The 20,793-nt window shown below is 33.2% G+C and carries 19 protein-coding genes; 5 read left to right on the top strand and 14 right to left on the bottom strand.

Annotation, left to right across the window (positions count from 1 at the left end):
- Positions 1-2: 2 nt before the first annotated feature.
- The 3 genes from H603_RS0115720 to H603_RS0115710 form a co-directional block, all read right to left on the bottom strand.
- Complete coding sequence (locus tag H603_RS0115720) at positions 3-800, bottom strand: outer membrane protein assembly factor BamD (RefSeq protein ID WP_026709524.1); 798 nt, start codon at positions 798-800, stop codon at positions 3-5.
- A 135-nt stretch (positions 801-935) separates the two neighbouring features.
- Positions 936-1,817 (bottom strand): 4-hydroxy-tetrahydrodipicolinate synthase, encoded by an 882-nt coding sequence (gene dapA / locus H603_RS0115715; RefSeq protein WP_026709523.1) that lies wholly within the window; start codon positions 1,815-1,817, stop codon positions 936-938.
- A gap of 6 nt (positions 1,818-1,823) precedes the next feature.
- Positions 1,824-2,330 carry a DUF6913 domain-containing protein gene (locus tag H603_RS0115710; protein ID WP_157510460.1) on the bottom strand — a complete coding sequence of 169 codons (507 nt, stop codon included), beginning with the start codon at positions 2,328-2,330 and terminating at the stop codon, positions 1,824-1,826.
- Positions 2,331-2,383: 53 nt separating this feature from the next.
- On the opposite strand from H603_RS0115710, the gene H603_RS0115705 reads away from it, so the two are divergent.
- Positions 2,384-3,181, top strand: coding sequence for a 5'-nucleotidase C-terminal domain-containing protein (locus H603_RS0115705; RefSeq protein WP_026709521.1), 798 nt, complete (start codon positions 2,384-2,386; stop codon positions 3,179-3,181).
- Positions 3,182-3,304: 123 nt separating this feature from the next.
- Positions 3,305-4,216, top strand: coding sequence for a bifunctional metallophosphatase/5'-nucleotidase (locus H603_RS0115700; protein ID WP_026709520.1), 912 nt, complete (start codon positions 3,305-3,307; stop codon positions 4,214-4,216).
- Here the strand turns inward: H603_RS0115700 and H603_RS0115695 are convergent.
- The 7 genes from H603_RS0115695 to rpsF form a co-directional block, all read right to left on the bottom strand.
- Complete coding sequence (locus H603_RS0115695; RefSeq protein ID WP_026709519.1) at positions 4,202-4,897, bottom strand: lysoplasmalogenase family protein; 696 nt, start codon at positions 4,895-4,897, stop codon at positions 4,202-4,204. The two genes, H603_RS0115700 and H603_RS0115695, sit on opposite strands and share 15 nt — an antisense overlap.
- Entirely contained in the window at positions 4,887-6,890 is a 2,004-nt protein-coding gene (ligA, locus tag H603_RS0115690; RefSeq protein ID WP_026709518.1) for an NAD-dependent DNA ligase LigA, read from the bottom strand. The genes H603_RS0115695 and ligA overlap by 11 nt, the downstream gene beginning before the upstream one ends.
- Before the next feature lie 75 nt (positions 6,891-6,965).
- Positions 6,966-7,439: a DUF6495 family protein gene (locus H603_RS0115685; RefSeq protein WP_026709517.1), complete on the bottom strand. Its 474-nt coding sequence runs from the start codon at positions 7,437-7,439 to the stop codon at positions 6,966-6,968.
- 108 nt (positions 7,440-7,547) lie between these two features.
- Entirely contained in the window at positions 7,548-10,766 is a 3,219-nt protein-coding gene (locus H603_RS0115680; RefSeq protein WP_026709516.1) for a TonB-dependent receptor, read from the bottom strand.
- Between the two features lie 96 nt (positions 10,767-10,862).
- Positions 10,863-11,300, bottom strand: coding sequence for a 50S ribosomal protein L9 (gene rplI / locus H603_RS0115675; RefSeq protein WP_026709515.1), 438 nt, complete (start codon positions 11,298-11,300; stop codon positions 10,863-10,865).
- Between the two features lie 66 nt (positions 11,301-11,366).
- Positions 11,367-11,663 carry a 30S ribosomal protein S18 gene (gene rpsR, locus H603_RS0115670; protein WP_026709514.1) on the bottom strand — a complete coding sequence of 99 codons (297 nt, stop codon included), beginning with the start codon at positions 11,661-11,663 and terminating at the stop codon, positions 11,367-11,369.
- A 5-nt stretch (positions 11,664-11,668) separates the two neighbouring features.
- Positions 11,669-12,010, bottom strand: coding sequence for a 30S ribosomal protein S6 (rpsF, locus tag H603_RS0115665; RefSeq protein WP_026709513.1), 342 nt, complete (start codon positions 12,008-12,010; stop codon positions 11,669-11,671).
- Between the two features lie 165 nt (positions 12,011-12,175).
- Here rpsF and H603_RS0115660 point away from each other — a divergent pair, with 165 nt between their 5' ends.
- The gene (locus H603_RS0115660) at positions 12,176-12,871 is read left to right on the top strand and encodes a LytR/AlgR family response regulator transcription factor (RefSeq protein WP_026709512.1); all 696 of its coding nucleotides are present in this window, start codon (positions 12,176-12,178) and stop codon (positions 12,869-12,871) included.
- A 3-nt stretch (positions 12,872-12,874) separates the two neighbouring features.
- Here H603_RS0115660 and priA read toward each other — a convergent pair whose 3' ends face one another.
- The 4 genes from priA to nadC form a co-directional block, all read right to left on the bottom strand.
- Entirely contained in the window at positions 12,875-15,328 is a 2,454-nt protein-coding gene (gene priA, locus H603_RS0115655) for a replication restart helicase PriA (protein WP_026709511.1), read from the bottom strand.
- 51 nt (positions 15,329-15,379) lie between these two features.
- Positions 15,380-15,805 carry a DUF2147 domain-containing protein gene (locus tag H603_RS0115650; RefSeq protein WP_026709510.1) on the bottom strand — a complete coding sequence of 142 codons (426 nt, stop codon included), beginning with the start codon at positions 15,803-15,805 and terminating at the stop codon, positions 15,380-15,382.
- A 108-nt stretch (positions 15,806-15,913) separates the two neighbouring features.
- Positions 15,914-16,846 (bottom strand): YihY/virulence factor BrkB family protein, encoded by a 933-nt coding sequence (locus H603_RS0115645; RefSeq protein ID WP_026709509.1) that lies wholly within the window; start codon positions 16,844-16,846, stop codon positions 15,914-15,916.
- A gap of 134 nt (positions 16,847-16,980) precedes the next feature.
- Positions 16,981-17,838, bottom strand: a complete 858-nt coding sequence (nadC, locus tag H603_RS0115640) for a carboxylating nicotinate-nucleotide diphosphorylase (RefSeq protein ID WP_026709508.1) — start codon at positions 17,836-17,838, stop codon at positions 16,981-16,983.
- Positions 17,839-18,202: 364 nt separating this feature from the next.
- On the opposite strand from nadC, the gene H603_RS0115635 reads away from it, so the two are divergent.
- Positions 18,203-19,267 carry an endonuclease/exonuclease/phosphatase family protein gene (locus H603_RS0115635; RefSeq protein ID WP_026709507.1) on the top strand — a complete coding sequence of 355 codons (1,065 nt, stop codon included), beginning with the start codon at positions 18,203-18,205 and terminating at the stop codon, positions 19,265-19,267.
- A gap of 108 nt (positions 19,268-19,375) precedes the next feature.
- Positions 19,376-20,623, top strand: a complete 1,248-nt coding sequence (locus tag H603_RS0115630; RefSeq protein WP_026709506.1) for a DUF2254 domain-containing protein — start codon at positions 19,376-19,378, stop codon at positions 20,621-20,623.
- The last annotated feature ends 170 nt before the right edge of the window (positions 20,624-20,793 follow it).

The raw sequence follows: 20,793 nt of genomic DNA, 5'->3' as shown, positions 1-20,793 counted from the left end.
CTTTATTTATTTGTAATTTTTTGTAAATCTTCTTCAACTCTAACCAACATGCTGTCAGCTTTCTCTTTATATTTTGTATCTGCTTTAAATTTAATTAAACCAGCATATGCTGCTTTAGCAGCTTGCAATCTTTCTTCTTTTTTGCTTTCGACACTATTAATACCTAATTGGTATGCAGAATCAAACTTGTAATACAAAGCATCTTCTTTAAACTTTGTCCCTGGATAATCACCAACAAAATTATCAAGTGCTACTAATGCTGATTTAAAATCAGATATTGTATTGTATCCTTTGGCGTTTTCATACACCTTCTGCTCAATTTTCTCAGCTAATGCTTGTAAGGAAGTATTGGCTTCATCCATATACTCTGAGTTGGGATAAGTATCAATAAATGCTTGCAATTTATCAATCGCTTTGAATGTATCTGTTTGATCTAAACTATACACCGGTGATAAGTAAGAATAACTTTTGGCTCCTAAATAAGCTGCTTCCTGTACTTTTTCACTTCTTGGGTAGCTAGAAACAAAACTTTCAAATTGATATCCCGCTAAGTTATATTGTTTTGTTTGATAATAAGACTGAGCAAACATATAAAACAATTTTTCAGCTTGAGGCTTCCCTCTATATGCTGGAGCAATTTGCTCAAAAAGACGAATTGCCTTAGAATATTTTCCTGCATCGTACATTTTTGTACCTATAGAAAATTTTGCTGCCACATCATCTTTTTTAAGTGCTTTCTGGTACTCATTACAAGAACTAAAAACCGCTACAAGAAGCAATAGAGATAAGATTTTTTTCATTTTTTTGTTTTTTTTATCCACGATTTACTAGTAAACCATGAAAAACCTAACCGAAGTTTCAGTGGGCAAATTTAGTTATTAATTTAGCTACTACAAAATATTTCTTTATATAAAAAAATAGTGAAAAAATAAGGCTTATTTAGCGATATTATCAATAAATTCAGCAATGCGATTAGCTAGCGATTCATCGACTCCTACAAGAGGTAAACGAACAAATGCATCCGCTATTCCTAGCGCATCAAATACTTGTTTAATACCTGCTGGATTTCCTTGTTCAAATATCATATCAATGCTATCAGCTAACATATAATGTAATTTATAAGCTTCGTTTACTTTTCTATTTAATCCAAGACGAATCATCTCAGAAAATTCTTTTGGGAAACCTTGACCAATAACTGAGATTACACCTGCTCCACCTGCTAAAACAATTGGCAAAGCAATCATATCATCTCCAGAAATAACTAGAAAATTTTCGGGCTTATCCTTGATAATTTGCATGGCTTGTACAAGGTCTCCTGCTGCTTCTTTAATGGCTACAATATTCTCAAAATCATTAGCAAGACGCAAAACAGTTTTAGGCAACATATTACTAGAGGTTCTCCCTGGAACATTATAAATAATTACGGGAATAGGAGATGCTTCAGAAACAGCCTTGAAGTGTTGGTATATACCTTCTTGTGTCGGTTTATTATAGAATGGTGACACAGATAGTATCGCCTCAAAATCTGAGAAATCTCTCGTTTTTAATTCCGCTACTATTTTTCTTGTATCATTTCCTCCTACACCTAAAACCAAAGGAAGACGTCCTTTATTAGCGGCCACCACTGTCGCAATTACTAATTCCTTTTCGTCTTGATCTAATGTTGCATTTTCTGCAGTTGTACCTAAAACTACAAGATATTCAATTCCGCCATCTACACAAAAATTAACTATTCTAGTTAATGCTTCTACATCGATTGAAAAATCTCCTTTAAATGGGGTTACAAGAGCAACACCAGTTCCTATTAATGATTGCATGTTAAATTATATTTTGTTTAATATTTTTAAATATTTGAAAACTTCCTGAATAAAAATCGCATGATCAGATGGCTCACATTTAATAATTAAATCATTGAATCGCTCATCTATTGCAGCAAATCCTACCTTTAATATGGCTTTCGAATGAAAAGTAGTCGCTAATAAAAGGGCGTTATCTTGCACATAATAACTAATTAATAGATCAAAATTTTTATTTAAAAATTCGTTAGCTATTATACCGTCCAATTCTCCATTCCACTTTAAATCAGCTTGTTTAATAGTTGGAAAATTATCTGAAGTGCCTTTTTTTCCATTGAAAACAATAACTGATAGCGCATCTCTCGAAACACCATTTTTAACAATAACATCTATTAATTTTTTAGTTTCCAGAAAGCTACTTTGATCAACAATTAAGCCAATCGTTTTTACAGATTGTGCATTTGTAGAAAGCTTTACCTTATGTAAATTATTAATTAATATTCTTTTTACCGAAAAATCTTTTATAACACTCAAAAACATACTATTTTTACTCGCTTACAAAATTAATTAATTAAGTCACATTATAAATGGTAAATCTAAAAAAGTATAACGATGTTTTGAAACTTTTTGTTATATTCTTAACATTATTTTTAATTTCTTCATGCAGTCAAAAAGTATTGCAATTAAATACCATTAAAGGAGAGCAGCTTGCCGTTACCGAAGATGCTGTTACTCCTGATACAAAAGCTTTAGTGGCAGGAATTGAAGAGTATATCACACCTTACCGCAATCGAATCAATAATGATTTAGATAGCGTTTTAGCAGTGTGCCCAATTACCCTGGATAAGAAGGCAGTAAACATGCAGTCTACACTCGGTAATTTAATGGCAGATGTTGTATTACAATATGGTTCTACGGTATTTGAAAAAAGAGAAAATAAGTATATCGATATTTGCTTGTTAAATAATGGTGGAATTCGTGCTATTTTACCTAAAGGTAATGTTACTGCAAGAAATGGATTCGAAATTATGCCATTTGAAAATAGTTTAGTTGTTATTGCTTTAAGAGGTGCACAAATCCAAGAACTTATTAATTATTTCATCTCTGAGAGATCAGCACATCCTTTGTCTGGACTCACATTTACAATTAAAAAAGATAAAAGTGCTGATAATATATTAATCCAAGGAAAACCACTGATTCTTGACAAATTGTATTATGTAGGTACTAACGACTACTTAGCCAATGGCGGTGATAATATGAACTTTTTCAAAAAAGGAGAACAAACCTACGACCTAGATTATAAATTGAGAAATATTTTAATCGATTACTTCAAGGCAGTAGATACGGTTACTGCAAAACAAGATAGCAGGATTATCGTAGAATAAAACATATATAATTTTAGCACTTTAGCATAGCCCTGATAGTAGTGAAAATCCTTTTTTTACAGCTTTTTAGCTTTAAAAAAAGATTGCAACGGATAGCAGGAAATAGCTCCAAATAAATCAAAAATGAAGAGAAGAGATTTTATCGAAAAAACGGCTGCCAGTACAGCTATATTAGGATTAGGTTTATCATTAAGCAGTTTTACAGCAGAAGATGTTAAACAAATTACAATCTTACATACTAATGATGTTCATAGCCATATTGACCCATTTCCTTCTGACGATCCCCGTAATCCAAATATGGGAGGAGTCGCTAGAAGAGCAGCGTTAATAGAAACTATCAGACATGATGCTGAGAATGTTTTACTTCTTGATGCAGGTGATATTTTTCAAGGAACACCTTATTTTAATTATTACGGTGGCGAACTTGAGTTTAAATTAATGAGCATGATGAAATACGATTTGTCTACTATAGGAAATCATGACTTTGACAACGGTATTCCAGGCTTGTATGCTCAAATGCCGCACGCAAAATTTGATTTCATTTCTGCTAATTATGATTTCAAAAACACCCTAATGGATGGGTTAGTGAAACCCTATAAAATCTTTGTAAAAAATGGTGTTAAAATTGGCGTGTTTGGATTAGGAGTCAAACTAGATGGATTGGTAGATAAAAAAATGTATGAAGAAACAGTTTATAATGATCCTGTAGAAGTTAGTCAGGATATGGTTCGAATTTTAAAGCACGAGCAAAAATGTGCCTTAGTGATTTGCCTTTCTCATTTGGGATATGAATATAAAAATGATAAGGATATGATTTGCGATTTAAAATTAGCTACTTTAACGCAAGACATCGATTTAATCATAGGTGGACATACGCATACTTTTCTAGATAAACCTACAGTGGTGAAAAATCTAGTAGGAAATGAAGTTCTTGTAAACCAAGTTGGTTGTTACGGAATTAATTTAGGTCGAATTGACTTCTTTTTTGACACTAACAAAAACAAAGTAAGCTCAGGAAAATCAATCATTGTCTAATGGCTTTTCTAGCCTTTTTTGATCTAAAAATAAATGAATTAAAAAGTAATAAGAGAACACTTGTGTTGTTATTTGAATAAAATTGAGCACTGAGAACGGCAAGTAGAATTTATTGATGATATAAAAACAATCTGAAAAGACAAAAAACATTGTTAGCATCAGTAAATTTACACTTACTGCATCAGGTTTTCGATTGTATTCTACAACAGAGACACAAATTAATAGCGCCAGTATTAAACTATAAAATAGTAAGATGTAATAGTTAGTTTCTAACTTTTCAAAGTTGAGATTTAATATAAAGTATGCCAATGCAGTCAAACAAATGATGGTTGCAGCTACAATAAATATATGATTTTTTTGTCGGATGTTATCTCTTATAAATTCAGGAAACAAGTAATATAGCAATAATAAATAGGCCGTCAAAAAACAAATAACTTGTCCTGTTTCATAATTATAAGGCATTATTAATCTATAGGTATCACCTAAAAAACAGCATAAAAAAATGCTCGCTTTGAGATAAGTAATTCTCCACGTTGAATGCTGCAAATAAAGTAATACAGCTAAAGGAACCACAAACGCCTTTGACCACGTCATATACTCCACAGTTCCTATGGTGTTAAATGTGATTGTAGCGATACAAAAAAGAATATAAGCAATTTGTATTATGCTGCTAGGCGCCATTTAAAATTTGTGTAAATTCATTTTCAGATAGAATCGTAACTTTTAATTTATTTGCTTTTTCTAGCTTTGCTGGCCCCATATTATCTCCAGCGATTACATAATCTGTTTTTGAGGTAATAGAACTACCTACTTTACCTCCGTTATCTTCAATAGCTTTTTTTAACTCATCTCTAGAATACAGTTCGAATACACCTGAAACAACAAACACTTTACCAGCTAATTTTGTAGTAGCATTTGGGTTTACAGTCTCTACTATTTCAAATTGCACGCCGTGCATTTTAAGTTGGTTTATAATTTGGATATTAGCCTCGTTACTAAAAAAATCTACTACACTTTGCGCAATTCTTTCTCCAATTTCGTCTACTAACACCAGCTCTATAACAGTAGCTTTTTGCAGGGCTTCAATCGTTTTATAATGCTTAGCCAATTTCTTAGCGACAGTTTCCCCTACGAATCTAATTCCTAACGCATAAAGCACTCTCTCGAATGGAATCTCCTTTGATTGTAACACACCTTTAACCAGATTCTCAGCAGATTTTTGAGCCATCCTTTCTAATGGAAGTATTTGATTCACAGTTAGATCATACAAATCGGCATAATTGTGTACCAAGTCACTAGCATACAATAAAGCTACAGTTTCCCCTCCCAAGCCTTCAATATCCATCGCTTTACGCGAAATATAATGCTGAATGCGGCCTACTATTTGCGGTGGACAACCATAGTAATTAGGGCAGTAATGATTAGCTTCCCCTTCTCCTCTTATTAACTCAGTATTGCACTCAGGGCAATGTGTGATATATTTTGTAGGTTCAGTTGCATCAGGGCGTTTACTGAAGTCTACTGCTATAATTTTTGGAATGATTTCACCCCCTTTTTCTACAAAGACAGTATCGCCAACTCGAATATCCAACTTTGCAATTTGGTCAGCATTATGCAACGAGGCGCGTTTAACAACTGTTCCTGCTAACTGCACAGCTTGTAGATTAGCTACTGGTGTGATTGCACCAGTACGACCCACTTGATACGAAATTGTATTAAGAAGTGTCGAAACCTGTTCTGATTTAAATTTGTATGCAATTGCCCATCTTGGTGCCTTTGCAGTGTACCCTAGCTCCTCTTGATAGCGAAAAGAATTTACCTTAACTACAACACCGTCGGTTTCATAAGGTAATTCATGACGATGGATATCCCAATAATCAATAAAATCAAAGACCTCTTGCATATTATTAGCTAATGTGGCTTCTTTTGGCACCTTGAAACCCCAATTACGCGCCGTCTCTAAACCTTCATGTTGAGATGAGAAGGGGAGATTATTACCAATTAAAAAATACAACAAACAATCTAAAGGTCTCTTAGCAACCTCTGAACTATCTTGTAATTTTAAACTACCTGATGCTGTATTTCTTGGATTTGCATAAGGCGTTTCTCCTATCTCGATTAACTCTTGATTCATTTTCTCAAAGCCTGCAAAAGGAAGCACTATTTCGCCTCTAATATCAAAGCGTTCAGGATAATTTCCTTGGAGTTGTAGCGGTATAGAACGAATTGTTTTTATATTATTAGTTACATTATCTCCTTGAAAACCATCACCACGTGTTACAGCCCGAAGCAGTTTTCCATTCTCGTAAGTGATACTAATAGAAGCACCGTCATATTTGAGTTCGCAAGTGTAGGACAAGGGAACCTCGCCTAATACTTTCTGTACCCTACTTTCCCATTCGACTAAATCTTCTCTTGAATAAGAATTTTCCAGCGAATACATACGGTAATCATGAGGAACAGTCTCAAAATTTTTAGTGATATTGCCCCCTACTCTTTGAGTAGGCGAACTTGGATCTAAGAATTGTGGATATTGATTTTCTAAATCTTGAAGCTGCTTTAATTTCATATCAAAATCAAAATCAGATATTTCAGAGCTATCTAAAACATAGTAATTATAATTGTGACGATTTAACTCTTGTCTTAAAGATTCAATTAATTGTGCAGTATCCATAAAATAAAAAATTGGCTATTTTAGTATTCAAATTTGAGTACTAAAATAGCCAATTAAAATTAAAAAAAACTATAATTAAGATTCTATAATTGTATTAATTTGCTTGTATAACTGCCCGTCACTTAAGAAAGCTCCTTGCTGAATTAAAGCAAAAAGTGATTCATTTCTTCCATCAGTAAATTCTTTTTTACCTGTTTTCATTTCGATAGTATCTGTAAACATATTATCGCTAAGCCACTGCAATCCATCCTTAGTTAGAAAATCTACTTCAGGAACAAGCGATTTTAAAATGATAGAATGCACATGCGTATCGAAACTTTGAAATAAGAAAATGTGATTTTTAGAAAAGTGTTCTAAATATTCTGCTCGAGACAAAACCCCCTCCCAAATTAAATCAGAAAACAAGTCTAATTCTTGCTCAGCAACTTCAGGTTTCTCAGCTTTAATTGTATCCCATTCGGCTTTGTCAATCGCTTGAGTTGCTAAAAAGTTTGTAAATTCTTGGGTTAATTCTTCAAACTGTTCTTTGGTTAATCTACTATACTTCATTTCCTTTATTCAATTAATATTTGTCTTAGAATTTGCAAATTTATAATTTATAAACAGAAAAGCCCTCTTTTGCAAGAAGGCTTTTCAAATTTAATTTATTTTCGAAAATTAGAAAATATATCTAATCCCAAATTGTGCTTGCCATCTTGACAATAAACTAGCATCATAATTGAAAGTCTTAGTTTGTGTACCATCAAAAGTATATGTTGGCTCATTTGCACCATTTACAGAAACACCAATAGGTTGTCTACTTGTTTCTACTTGCACTAATCCCCAATCAGAATTTAATAAATTTCCAATATTTAATACATCAATACTAAACTGTATTGTATTTGTTTTCTCAGAGCTAGAAGAAGGTTTAAAGTTGTAATCTTGCATAAATTTCATATCCCATTTTCCTCTCCATGGAGCTACAGCACCATAACGCTCAGCATATTGTCCTCTTCTACCACTTAGATACTTGTCTTGGTCGATGAATTTATCAAATGCAACACCTTGATCAGCACCACCAGAAAAGTTCATGTTAGCAATTTCTGCAGTTGTAGGAATATAAATTAAGTCATTTGTACTTGATCCATCATTATTGATATCTCCACCATAAATATAATTAAAACGACCTCCTTGAGCATACTCAAAAAATGTAGAAACTGATGTTGCCCATTGATTATTAGCTCCATATTTCCAACTCTTAGAAGCAACCCCAATGAATCTGTGCGTATCTCCATATTTAGAATTAGCTAATACTGCGTTATTAACATTACCAACTGCAGGATTAAATGCAAATGCATCCCCTGTAATTTCTGCTTCTATAGAGTTTACATCTTTAGATACTAAGTAATTGTAGGCTAAACTTGCAAATAAACCATCATCAAACGTTTTTTGAACTTTGACAGAGGTATTGAAAACATATCCTTTATTAGAATTTGTCATTACATATCCATTGATAGCATTAGGACCGTTTGGAGCTGGAACATTATCATAAACTTTATCCGAAGATAAATAAATTGCTCTACCATCAGCACCACTTAAAGTTCCAGATGGTGTTTTTAAACCCCAGTTTTGTACATGTACACCGTTAACGTCCTTGTTGTAAGAAACATCAAGAGTAGCGATATAATTGTTTGGGAATTTATGATCTAGACCTAAACTAGTTCTCCACACTTGTGGCCATTTAAAGTCCTTATCCATAATTTGCAAAAAGCCATCATCAGATCCACTAACTTGATTTCCTAACCATACAAATGGCAGCTTCCCTGTGAAAATACCTGTACCTCCACGAAGTTGCGTCGTTCTATCACCATTAACATCCCAGTTAAAACCTAATCTAGGAGCCCAAAGCAATTTGTTACTAGGTAGTGTTGTAGAAATTAACTGCTCATTAGCTTTAGTTTGTGGATTGTAAAATAAAATGCTATTGTCTCTAGAAGCTCCATTCTCAGTGTCAATATATTTTTGAATTAAATCTGAAGTATTAAAATATAGTGGCTTATCAACTCTTAAACCTACAGAAAGCTTAAAATCTTCGGTTACGTTCCAGTCATCCTGTCCGTAAAAAGCAATTTGACCAACGTTTAATTCCGATAATTTCCAACCATTATCTTGACCTACGCCAAATGAATTTTTAGCAGCAAACGTATCTTGAGCATATTTTAAATTTTGCTTAATAAAACTAGTTGCTTCTGGTTGAGCAGCATCCGCTAAAAAAGCACCTACACTAGAATATGAATTAAAAATCCCGTAGTAGTTACCTAAAGTTCCATATGTTCCAAAATTCTCTAAACCTGTCAAATTAAAAGAATTTGCAAACTTGTATTTTTCGAAAGATCCTCCAAAAGTGAATGAATGATTTCCTACTACATAACTCAAGTTATCAGTGATTTGGAAAACTTTTTGATCTAATGTATTATTTGTAGAAAATGGCTCATGACCAGCAATAATATAATTAGCACCAGAACCATCTTGTATATTAATAACAGGAGCTGGAGCAGAGAATGGATTTCTAAAATCATTAAAATGAGTGTAACCCGCTTGTAATTTATTCGAAACCTTTTCACTTAACTTAGAGTTCAATTCAACCAAGAATGAATCTAATTCATTATTTATTTCGTATCCTGAATTTTGAAATTGCAATATCGAAGCATTTGGACCTCTAAAACCTAAAGCTGTAGGGTGAGCAGGTTTGTCTTTAGACGCGTCCAAGAAGTTGTATATAACAGCTAACTTATTATTGTCGTTAATATTCCAATCTAATTTTATAATTCCTTTATTCGAATTAGAATTGTGTTTAAACCCTTCGTAAGCTCCTGTATTGTATCCTAGATCTCCTAAGGCAGTACTTACCGCCACTAGATCAGAAGCTAAAACTCTTGACTCATTAATTCCTACAACACCATCACCGTTATTTGCAGTAAAGTTTGATCCTAGGTCACTTCTTTTTTCGATTTCGTAATTTGCGAAGAAGAATAATTTGTTTTTAATGATTGGCCCACCAAAACTGAAACCAGCTTGAGTTTGCTCTAAAGAAGGTACAAAGATTTTCTCTCCTTTAATTTTACCACCTGTTAAGTCTTGATTTCTAAAGAAAGCGTAAGAAGTACCGTGAAATTCATTTGTTCCTGATTTAGTAACTGCATTTACAGAAGCTCCAGTAAAACCTGATAATGTAACATCATAAGGCGCTGTAGCTACTTGGATTTGCTCGATAGCATCAAGAGAAATAGGTTGAGATCCTGTTTGTCCACCTGGTGTAGCTGCATCTAATCCAAACGGATTATTAAACACAGCCCCATTTAATGAATAGCTATTGTATCTATTGTTTCTACCTCCAAACGAACCTCCACTTGCAGATGGTTCAAGTCTCGTAAAATCTTCTGCTGAACGAGATATTGTAGGTAATCCTGTAATTTCCTTACGCCCTACAGTAGTCTCAGCTCCTGTTCTACCGCTACCAAAAACTTTACTTTTTGAACCAGTAATAGTAACTTCATTTAGTTGTTGACCTTCGTCATTTAAGATAGCATCAATATTAAATGCTTTTCCTAATTCTAAGTACACTTCATTGTACTCATGAGATTTAAAACCTACATAAGAAACAATAACGCGATAAGGCCCACCCACACGCATGTTAAGCATGTTAAATCTCCCCTCCTCGTTTGTCATTGCAGAATACTTTGATCCTGTAGGCACGTGAATAGCTAGCACGCTAGCTGCTGGAAGTAACTCCAGATCACTGCTCTTTACTGTACCTTTAATACTTGAAGTCGTAGTTTGAGCAAAAGATAGCTGCAAACTAAGAGCAAAAAGTAACATCGTAATAAAATTCTTCATTTGGTTTGTTTTGTGTTATTTAGCGCAAAATTAACCAAAAAAAAATCACTCCGAAGAGTGATTTTTATATTTTATTAACAAAATGTTAACTTAAAATTATTCTGCAATAATTTCGTAAGGTAAATCAACAATTACATCTCTATGTAAACGTACAGTAGCTGAATATTTACCAGTACGTTTTACGATACCGCTAGTGATGAATTTTCTATCAATTGATTGACCATTTTTAGCTAACGCATCAGCGATGTCAATATTCGTGATTGAACCGAATAATTTTTCACCACCAGCTTTTGCTGTAATTTTAATTTCGATAGCTTTTAAGTTTTCTGCTAATGCTTGTGCATCTGCTACTACTTTAGCTTCTTTGTGCGCTCTTTGCTTCAAGTTTTCAGCCAATACTTTCTTTGCAGAAGAAGTAGCTAATTGAGCAAATCCTTGTGGGATTAAGAAGTTACGACCGTATCCGTTTTTCACGTTTACTACGTCATCTTTAAATCCTAAATTTTGAACGTCTTGTTTTAAAATCAATTCCATGTTGTTGTCCTTGTGTTATAGAAGTTAGTCTCGATGATTATCGAGACAACAACTTTATTTTTAATATTATTTAAGTAAATCGGCTACGTAAGGCATTAAAGCTAAATGACGTGCTCTTTTTACAGCTACAGAAACTTTTCTTTGAAATTTCAATGAAGTTCCAGTTAAACGACGTGGAAGAATTTTTCCTTGTTCGTTTACAAATTTCAATAAGAAATCAGCATCTTTATAATCGATATACTTGATACCAGATTTTTTGAAACGACAGTATTTCTTTTGTTTGTTAGTTTCTATGTTTAAAGGCGTAAGATATCTAATATCACCGTCTTTTTTTCCTGAAGCAGATTGTTGTAATGTTGCCATAATAATTAAGCTTTTTGAGATTTAAGTTTTGCTCTTCTTCTTTCAGCCCAAGAGATAGCATGTTTGTCAAGACTTACCGTTAAAAAACGCATAATTCTTTCGTCACGTCTGAATTCAGTTTCAAAAGCGATTAAAACCTCTCCTGATACGTTATATTCAAACAAATGGTAAAATCCAGATTTTTTGTTTTGGATTTCGTAAGCCATTTTTTTAAGACCCCAGTCCTCTTTAGATACGAAAGTAGCACCTCTACTAGTAAGAAAATCTTCAAATTTGCTTACTGTTTCCTTTACCTGAACATCAGATAAAACGGGATTTAAAATGAAAACAGTTTCATAATGATTCATAAAAATTTATTTTATTGTTAATTTGGGTGCAAAAGTAACCTTTTTTTTTAAACATCCAATGTTTTATTAGATATAATCGTTGAACCGCAAAAATAACACTTAAACCGCTAGTTTTAAGAGAATATTTATTTTAAATTTACACTATTAAATATAAATTTCAATATTATGAAGCTAAATTGTGTCGTTGTAGATGATAGTTCCATACAAAGGATGATCATTGCAAAGTTAGTAAATAATCACACGAGTTTAAACTTGGTGGGGGATTTCTCTAATGCAATAGAAGCAAAAGGGTGTATGTCTGTTAATGATGTTGACCTAATCTTTCTTGATATTGAAATGCCTGTAATTAGCGGTTTCGATTTCCTAGATGGATTAAAAATTAAGCCGCAGATCGTTTTCATCACTTCAAAAGCAGAGTATGCCATGAAAGCGTTTGATTATGATGCGACTGATTATTTGCAAAAACCCATTGCATTGGACCGTTTCAATTCTTCTGTAAAAAGAGCTATGGACATGCACTTGCTCAAATTAGATACTAAAGAGGAAGAAGGTGATCACATTTTCATTAAAAGTAATTTAAAGAAATTGAAAATTTTCACTTCTAAAATTAAGTGGATTGAAGCTTTTGGTGACTATGTTCGTGTGGTGACAGAAGATGACAGTAACTTAGTGCTTTCTACTATGAAATCATTCGAAAGTGAATTGTCAAATAAAAAGTTTGTTCGTGTTCACAAATCATACATAATTAATATTGATAAGGTTGAACGATTCAATAGTAAATTTGCCGAAATCGGATTAACTAAAATACCACTAAGCAGAAACAAGAAAGAAGATCTAGTTAAAGCACTTTCAGTTTCTTAAGCTTTAATAGAAATCAACATTTACACTCACTTTTATAGCCCTATACTGCGCTACAGCATCAAAACTATTCAGCATTTTCTGAATAGTTTTTTTTATTCCCGCCACTGAAGTAGTTGTAGGAACTTTTATTATAATTGTTCTAATGTACTCATTACGTATCCTATTTATAGAAGGCTCTTCTGGTCCTAACACCGGGATTGCTAGATTTTGCGCCATCACCTGATACAACCACAACGAACCTTGCTTCAATTTCTCGTAGTCACGCTGTTTTAGGGTTAACTTTATTATTCTAAAATAAGGCGGATACTTATAAATCTGACGATCGTACAGCTGTTCTTTATACATTCCTATATAATTGTTATTTGTAACTTGTTGTATCGTATTGTGATCTGGATTATATGTTTGGATCAAAACTTTACCTTGTTTAGACGCGCGTCCAGATCTACCAGCAACCTGAGTCATCATTTGGAAACTTCTTTCAAATGCTCTAAAATCTGGGTGATACAGCATATTATCTGCATTCATAATTCCTACCAAAGTCACATTATCAAAATCTAAACCTTTAGCAAGCATTTGCGTTCCTACAAGAATATCTATTTCTCTATTTTTAAAACTATCTATAATTTTTTCGAAACCAAATTTACCTCTAGTCGTATCTTGATCCATTCTTCCTATTTTACTATCCGGAAAAAGCAATTCTAACTCTTGTTGGATTTGTTCTGTACCAAAACCTTTGGTAGTCAAATCTACACTAGAACAAGCGTGACAATGCGTAGGTTTAGCAATAGAATAACCACAGTAGTGACAACGAAGTTGGTTTTTATGTTTATGATATGTCAAGCTTACATCACATTGCTGACATTGCGGAATATGCCCACAAGTTAAACACTCTAATAACGGAGAGTACCCTCTTCTATTTTGAAACAAAATAACTTGCTCTCCTAGCGCTTTAACCTCAGTAATATTTTGAATTAAAGTATCACTAAAGTGTCCTGTCATTCTTTTTCTAAAGTATTTGTCTTTTAGATCTACTAACTCAATAACAGGCATGGTCACCTTGCCATATCGGTGTGATAATTCTACCAAACCAAATTTGTCATTTGTAGCGTTATAATAAGTTTCGATACTAGGCGTAGCTGATCCTAATAACACTTTTGCTTCATGAAAATTAGCTAATACGATTGCTGTGTCACGAGCATGATAACGTGGTGCAGGATCCATTTGTTTGTAGGTCTGCTCATGTTCCTCGTCTACTATAATTAAACCTAGTTCCTTAAAAGGTAGAAACAATGCCGACCTCGCTCCTATAACAATTTGAGCTTTATCAGAATTTTGTAGGACTTGCCTCCAAACTTCAATACGCTCATTGTTATTATATTTCGAATGAAAAACAGCCACTTTATTGCCAAAGTAAGCACTCAACCTACTCACTAATTGCGTAGTTAAAGCTATTTCTGGTAGTAGGTACAATACTTTTTTACCAGTTGTTAGATACTCTTCGATTAATTTTATATATACTTCGGTTTTACCGCTAGCAGTTACACCATGAAGTAAACAAACCTCTTTTTCTAGAAAGCGCTCTGTTATTTGCTCTAAAGCAACTTGCTGACTTGAGCTAAGTAAAATTTCTTTATTAGATTGATTGTTACTAAAATCTACGCGATCTTCCTGAATTAAATAATCTTCAAAAATACCTTTTTCGATCAAAGCTTTTACTGCCGCAGATGTAGTATTTGCAGCATTAACTAATTTTTTAACTGTGATTGGTTTTTGCTCTGAAGCGTTCAGTTGGAAGTAGTTTAAAACTAATTCTTTTTGCTTCGCCGCATTTTTAAGAACTTCCAGTAAAGTACTTAGGCCTCCATCTGTAGTATATTGTTCATGTAAACGAATATACCGCACTAGTTTAGGCTTGTACCCATCTAGTACTTCTTCTTGAAGGCTGATAACCCCTTTATCAATCAATTGTTGAATGATAGGAAAAACATTCTTTTTATTTAAAATACCAACAATATCTTGAATCTTTAATGTCGACTGCAACTGCAATGCCTCATGTATAAGATATTCCTCATCAGAAAGTGTTTGGGTATCAACAGTCGCATTTTGTTTTTGTGAAATAATTGTTTCACTTTCAAGCAGTAGTCCGCTAGGCAAGGCTGCTCGATATACATCACCAATGGCGCACATATAGTAATTTGCGATCCACTGCCAATGTTTAATTTGAATAGCTGTAACAATAGGAAGTTCATCAAGGATTTGATTAATTTCCTTTGCTTCATATAATGTAGGCTTGTTTTGATGCGTTTCAAGGACTAATGCAGTGTACATTTTATTTTTACCAAAAGGGACCGACACGCGCATCCCTTCTTTGATAAAATGATATTCTGCCTCAGAAATACTGTAAGTAAACGTTTTAGCAAGCGAAAGCGGTAAAATTACTTCTACAAAAAAAAGCATTGTTATTATTTAAAAATTTAAAAGCAAAATGTAATTCAGACCAAGGCTCAATTATTTTACTCTGTACCAGTATTGTGTTCTTCCTAGTAAAGAAAAACCAATGTATCCACGTACTTTTAATTTATCTTGTGATTCAAGTACGATTAGACATTTGTATAATTTTCCATTTTTAGGATCTAGAATTTGACCACCGCTATATTCATCACCATCTTTCTTTAATCCTTTAATAACGTTTAACCCCATAATAGGTTTTTTAGCGTCTTCTCCTGGACAGTCTTGGCATAACTCTTTAGCACGTGAAGCATCTAAGATTTCTACTACCTTTCCGTAAATTTTACCTGACTTCTCATAGATTTCGATAATAGATTTGGCTTTACCAGTTTCATCATCGATCGTTTTCCATTTTCCAGTAATACTTTGAGAATAAAATACTGTTGTAATTAGTAATAGTGCAAAGGTAAATAAGGTCTTTTTCATAATTTTTTGTTTTTGGTTAATAATATAAATTGGTTTGAACATCCTTTTAAAATCGCATAGAAGAATTTAATTGGAAATCCAAACATACTATAAAAATAGCAATATTGTTTATGTTGTAGTATTAATATTTTTTCGCTTTAACTTGGTTATAGTAGCATTCAATTCGAAACCCAAAAGTAATATCATGCAGTTAATCCAAATATAAAACATAACAATTAATAGTGTACCTATAGATCCATAAAGCTCATTATACTGCGAAAATCGAATGACCCAGATTCCGAAGAAATACGAAATTATAATAGTGAAAATAGTTGTAAAAACAGATCCAATAGATATAAAAGAGCGTGTTTTATCATGTTTGGTTCCAAACTTAAATAATATCGATGTTGTAATCAAGATCATTAGAATTAAGAAAACGTATCTTCCTAGTACAACTAGCGGAATTTGTTCGTTCAAAAATTCTCTAGCAGTTAGCTTTTGGATAAAAACTTCAAAAACAACAATGGTCGCAACAGTTACAATTAATAAAACAGATAACAACAGTGACATTCCTATCGCTATTAAATACTGTTGAAAGAAACCTCTCTTTACTAAAACATGTTTAGAATTTTGAAACCCTCCTAATATGGCATTCAGCCCATTTGCCATCAAAAAAATAGATAGTAAAAAACCCGAGGATAGCAATCCAGAGTGGCTATTATGCAAAATATCATTTACAATATTTGAAATCGCATAAAAAGTATTAGGCGGCACCCCATCTTCAACAAACTTTAAAAAATCTGCCTGAAAACCTTCGATAGGGATATAAGGTATGAGATTTAATATAAAAAGTGCAAAAGGAAACAAAGCCATAAAAAAGCTAAATGCAATAGAACCAGCTCTGTTAGAAAGCGCTCCTTCAGCTACTCCTATTCCATAATGCTCTAATAAATCATATAGCGTAAGTCCTTCTAGCCATGGTAGTTTCACCTTTTTAAGTGGTTCTACTACTCTGCTTAAAAGAGGGATCTTACTTATTCTTTCTTCTATTTCTGCTGACATCAATCACGCTTTTTTTAAATGCATTGAATAAAAAAGATTTTAACCTTCTTTAGAACAATCCATTGAAATTATTTGCATTTGGTTTTTAGCTGATAACATCTGCTATATTGATAACCAAAACCTTGCCAAACTAATTATATTGCTTTTAAACTCAAGTCCATATTATAAACTGAGTGTGTTAAAGCGCCCGAAGAGATGTAATTTACACCGCAATCTGCATATTGTTTGATTGTTTCTTCATTGATATTTCCAGAAGATTCTGTCAAACTTTGCGTTCCTATTATTTTCACAGCTTCTCTAGTCATTTCGTAATCAAAATTATCTAATAGAATACGATACACGCCTCCTTCTGATAAAATTTCATTGACTTCATGCAAATCTCGTGCTTCAACAATAATTTTTAAATCCTTATTATTTTTTTGTAAGTATGATTTTGTCTTAGCTATAGCCAATCCTACACCTCCAGCAAAATCAATATGGTTATCTTTTAACATGATCATGTCATAAAGTGCAAAGCGATGATTTTCGCCACCCCCTATTTTTACTGCCCATTTTTCAGCAACGCGAAAACCGGGTGTTGTTTTTCGGGTATCAAGAATTTTAGTATTCGATCCTTCTAATAACTTTACATAGCTATTGGTCTTTGTTGCAATTGCAGACATGCGTTGCATTGAATTCAAAACCATGCGTTCTGCTTTTAATATTGATTGCGAACTACCGGTAACATGAAAAACAACATCTCCATATTTTACAGTTGCGCCATCTTCTATAAAGGCTTGTATTTTTAAACTGGGATCTACGTATTTAAAAATCATTTTTGCAAAATCAACTCCCGCGATAATCCCTTGATCTTTTACTAAAAGTTTTGCAGTTCCTACTGCATCTGCTGGTATACAAGCTAGAGAGCTATGGTCACCATCTCCTACATCTTCTCGTATTGCGTTCGAAATTAATAACTGCAACTCTTCTTGAAATTGTGCTTCACTAATCATTTTACAAAATTTTTATTTAGTGCTAATGTACTCGTTTTTTTATAGATTGAAAAACTTCTCATACAATGCCGTCCAATTAATTATTGACGATAAACACTATTTCTTCTTAATACACTATTAATTAGTAAATTATCGAATAGTATAGCGTTTCTCAACTAGATTTCATTGAAATAATTAATTTTGCCGACCTAAAACTTTCAATTTCGAAATGATTTTCTCGTTACAAAGACAACATTTTTCACTTCAATTAATTACTTTTATTCCGTTTTTTACTTTAAAATTTTCGATGCCACTCGCTATTTGACAAAATAGCAATTTAGAAGTAATTCGAAACTATTTCCATTCAATATTCAAATGATCATAAATGACAACTTTAAAGATTATACTATACTGCTTTTCATTCTTACTTTCACTAGTAGTTTTATTGCCATTGATTAAAAAAGACTTCTGGATTTTTCGTGTTTTTGACTATCCTAGATTACAAAAATTTGTCTTAGTATCGATTGCTTTAGCAGGATGGTTAGTATATTATAGAGACAGCACATTACTAATTGACTGGGGAATAATCATTTTTTTAGGTGTCACATTAATTCACCTCGCTTATGTTATAGTTCCTTTTACCTTTTTAGGAAAAACAATGGTTGACAGAGCTGAAGACTCTAGTAAAACACCTTTAAATTTTTTAGTATCAAATGTGTATCAGTACAACAATAGCTTCGCCAAATTACTCGCATTAGTTAAGGAACGCAATCCTGATATTTTATTTTTAGTAGAAACAGACCATAAATGGCGCGACGCCGTAATTACTTTAAGAGAAACATATCCCTATTACATCGAGATTCCTCAAGATAACACCTACGGACTTTTATTTTACAGTAAATTACCTATTAAAAGACAAGAAATCAACTTTCTAATTGACAAAGAAATTCCCTCTATCATTGCAGATATCAAACATGACAATCAAACGGTAAGAATTTACGGCTTACACCCTACACCACCTGTTCCAAAAGAAAATAAATTTAGCACTGATCGCGACGCTGAAATTTTGATGGTTGGAAAAATGGCTAAAGAGTACAACAAACCTTGTTTAGTGATGGGAGATATGAACGACGTTGCATGGAGTTACACCACTAGGTTATTTTTAAAAACTAGCGAACTATTAGATCCACGACGAGGTCGCGGCATGTACAGTACTTTTAACGCAAAAAAAATATTATTTAGATGGCCGCTTGATCATTATTTTTTAAGTAGCCATTTTAGATTGGTAAAAATGAATGTCGAAAAATCTATTGATTCTGACCACTTCCCTATTAGTATTAGCTTAGTTATAGCAAGTAAAGATGACTCTGATAAAATGACTGCAGATGCCGATGATAAAGAACTAGCCGATGAGAAAATTGAAGCAGGCAAAAATGGAACACCGCTCTAAATCCTTACCATTTTTTAAGTATTCGAAAATTTCAAGAATGCCCTGATCCTTTTAAAAACGCTAGTTATTTTGATAAATATGTATTAATTTAGGCAGAAACCACTTTTTATGGAAGAGCATTTACGCTTCGTTATTCATCGCATCAAAGAAAAATTGTGGTTTAGACCGCTTATATTTTGTATCATCTCTATTGGTTCTGCATTAATTGCGCAACTTGCTGACAGAACACGATTACACGAACTTGTCCCTGATATTAAGGTAGAATCACTATCAGAGCTATTAAATATTATTTCTGCAAGCATGCTTGTGATAGCGATATTCACTGTTGGCTCGATGCTTTCAGCATTTGCTGCTGCTAGCAACACTGCCACGCCAAGGTCATTCAAATTGATTATTAATGATGACGTTTCAAAAAATGCATTATCTGTTTTTATAGGTTCGTTTATTTTTAGTATCGTCGCTCTGGTTGCCTTAAAGAACGGCTACTATGGGCGTGCTGGTTTATTCACATTATTCGTTTTCACGTTGCTTTTTTTCACCTTAGTTATCCTCACCTTTTTACGTTGGGTTGAGCGTATTTCTAAACTTGGACGTATGGGACACACCATTAAACTAATTGAAGACACCACAATTTCAGCCATTACGAATCGGTTACAATCACCCAATCTACACGGAATTCCTGTTGATCAACACCGTAGCAGTGGTCAAAATATTGAAAGCCCCTCGACAGGTTATATTCAGCAAATTAATATGAATGCACTGCAAAAGATAGCTAAAAACATGAACGCAATTTTTACCCTGCATGTGATTCCCGGAAAATTCGTTTCTAATCAACAAACGCTACTTTCTTTTCATTCTAGCAATGAAAAAATAGATTTAGATATAGGAAAAATACAAGAAGCATTTACAATTGGAAACTCTCGTTATTTTGAAACTGATCCACGCTTTGGAATTATCACTTTAAGCGAAATTGCTAGTAGAGCATTATCTCCTGCCGTAAATGATCCAGGAACGGCTATCCAAATCATCAACAGCCACATTAAGTTATTTTCGATTTGGAATTCAGTTAAGCAGGAAAATAAAGACGAGGACATAATATATGATCGCATCGCAGTTCCTGAAATTGAGATCGCTGATTTATTTGAAGATGCCTTCCGCCCTATTGCTCGAGATGGAGCAGCAAACATTGAAGTAATGTTGCGCCTGCAAAAAGCTTTTCATATATTATCTACTAATAATAATAAAGATATTTCCCTCGCAAGTTACTTTCATTCCTCACAAGCATTTGATAGAGCTGAGTTGGTAATGAATCTGGAGGCAGATATCATGCTCTTGAAAGAAAACTGTTTAATCTAGACTGTTTGATAACTGACGATATCAGTTCATTAAAAAATTTCAGAATCGATTTTTAGTCCTTCCATAAAAATTAAACTTAGGTTATAAATATACTACATAAATTGTAAGACGTAAGCATTTTTTAATGCTGTTAAAAACATTGCATATTCGCAGTGTTTTTTTTTAATCCT

The organism is Flavobacterium frigidarium DSM 17623 (genome assembly GCF_000425505.1).
Taxonomy (GTDB): domain Bacteria; phylum Bacteroidota; class Bacteroidia; order Flavobacteriales; family Flavobacteriaceae; genus Flavobacterium; species Flavobacterium frigidarium.
Note: the sequence above shows the minus strand (reverse complement) of the source record. Positions and strands in the feature narration are given on the sequence as shown.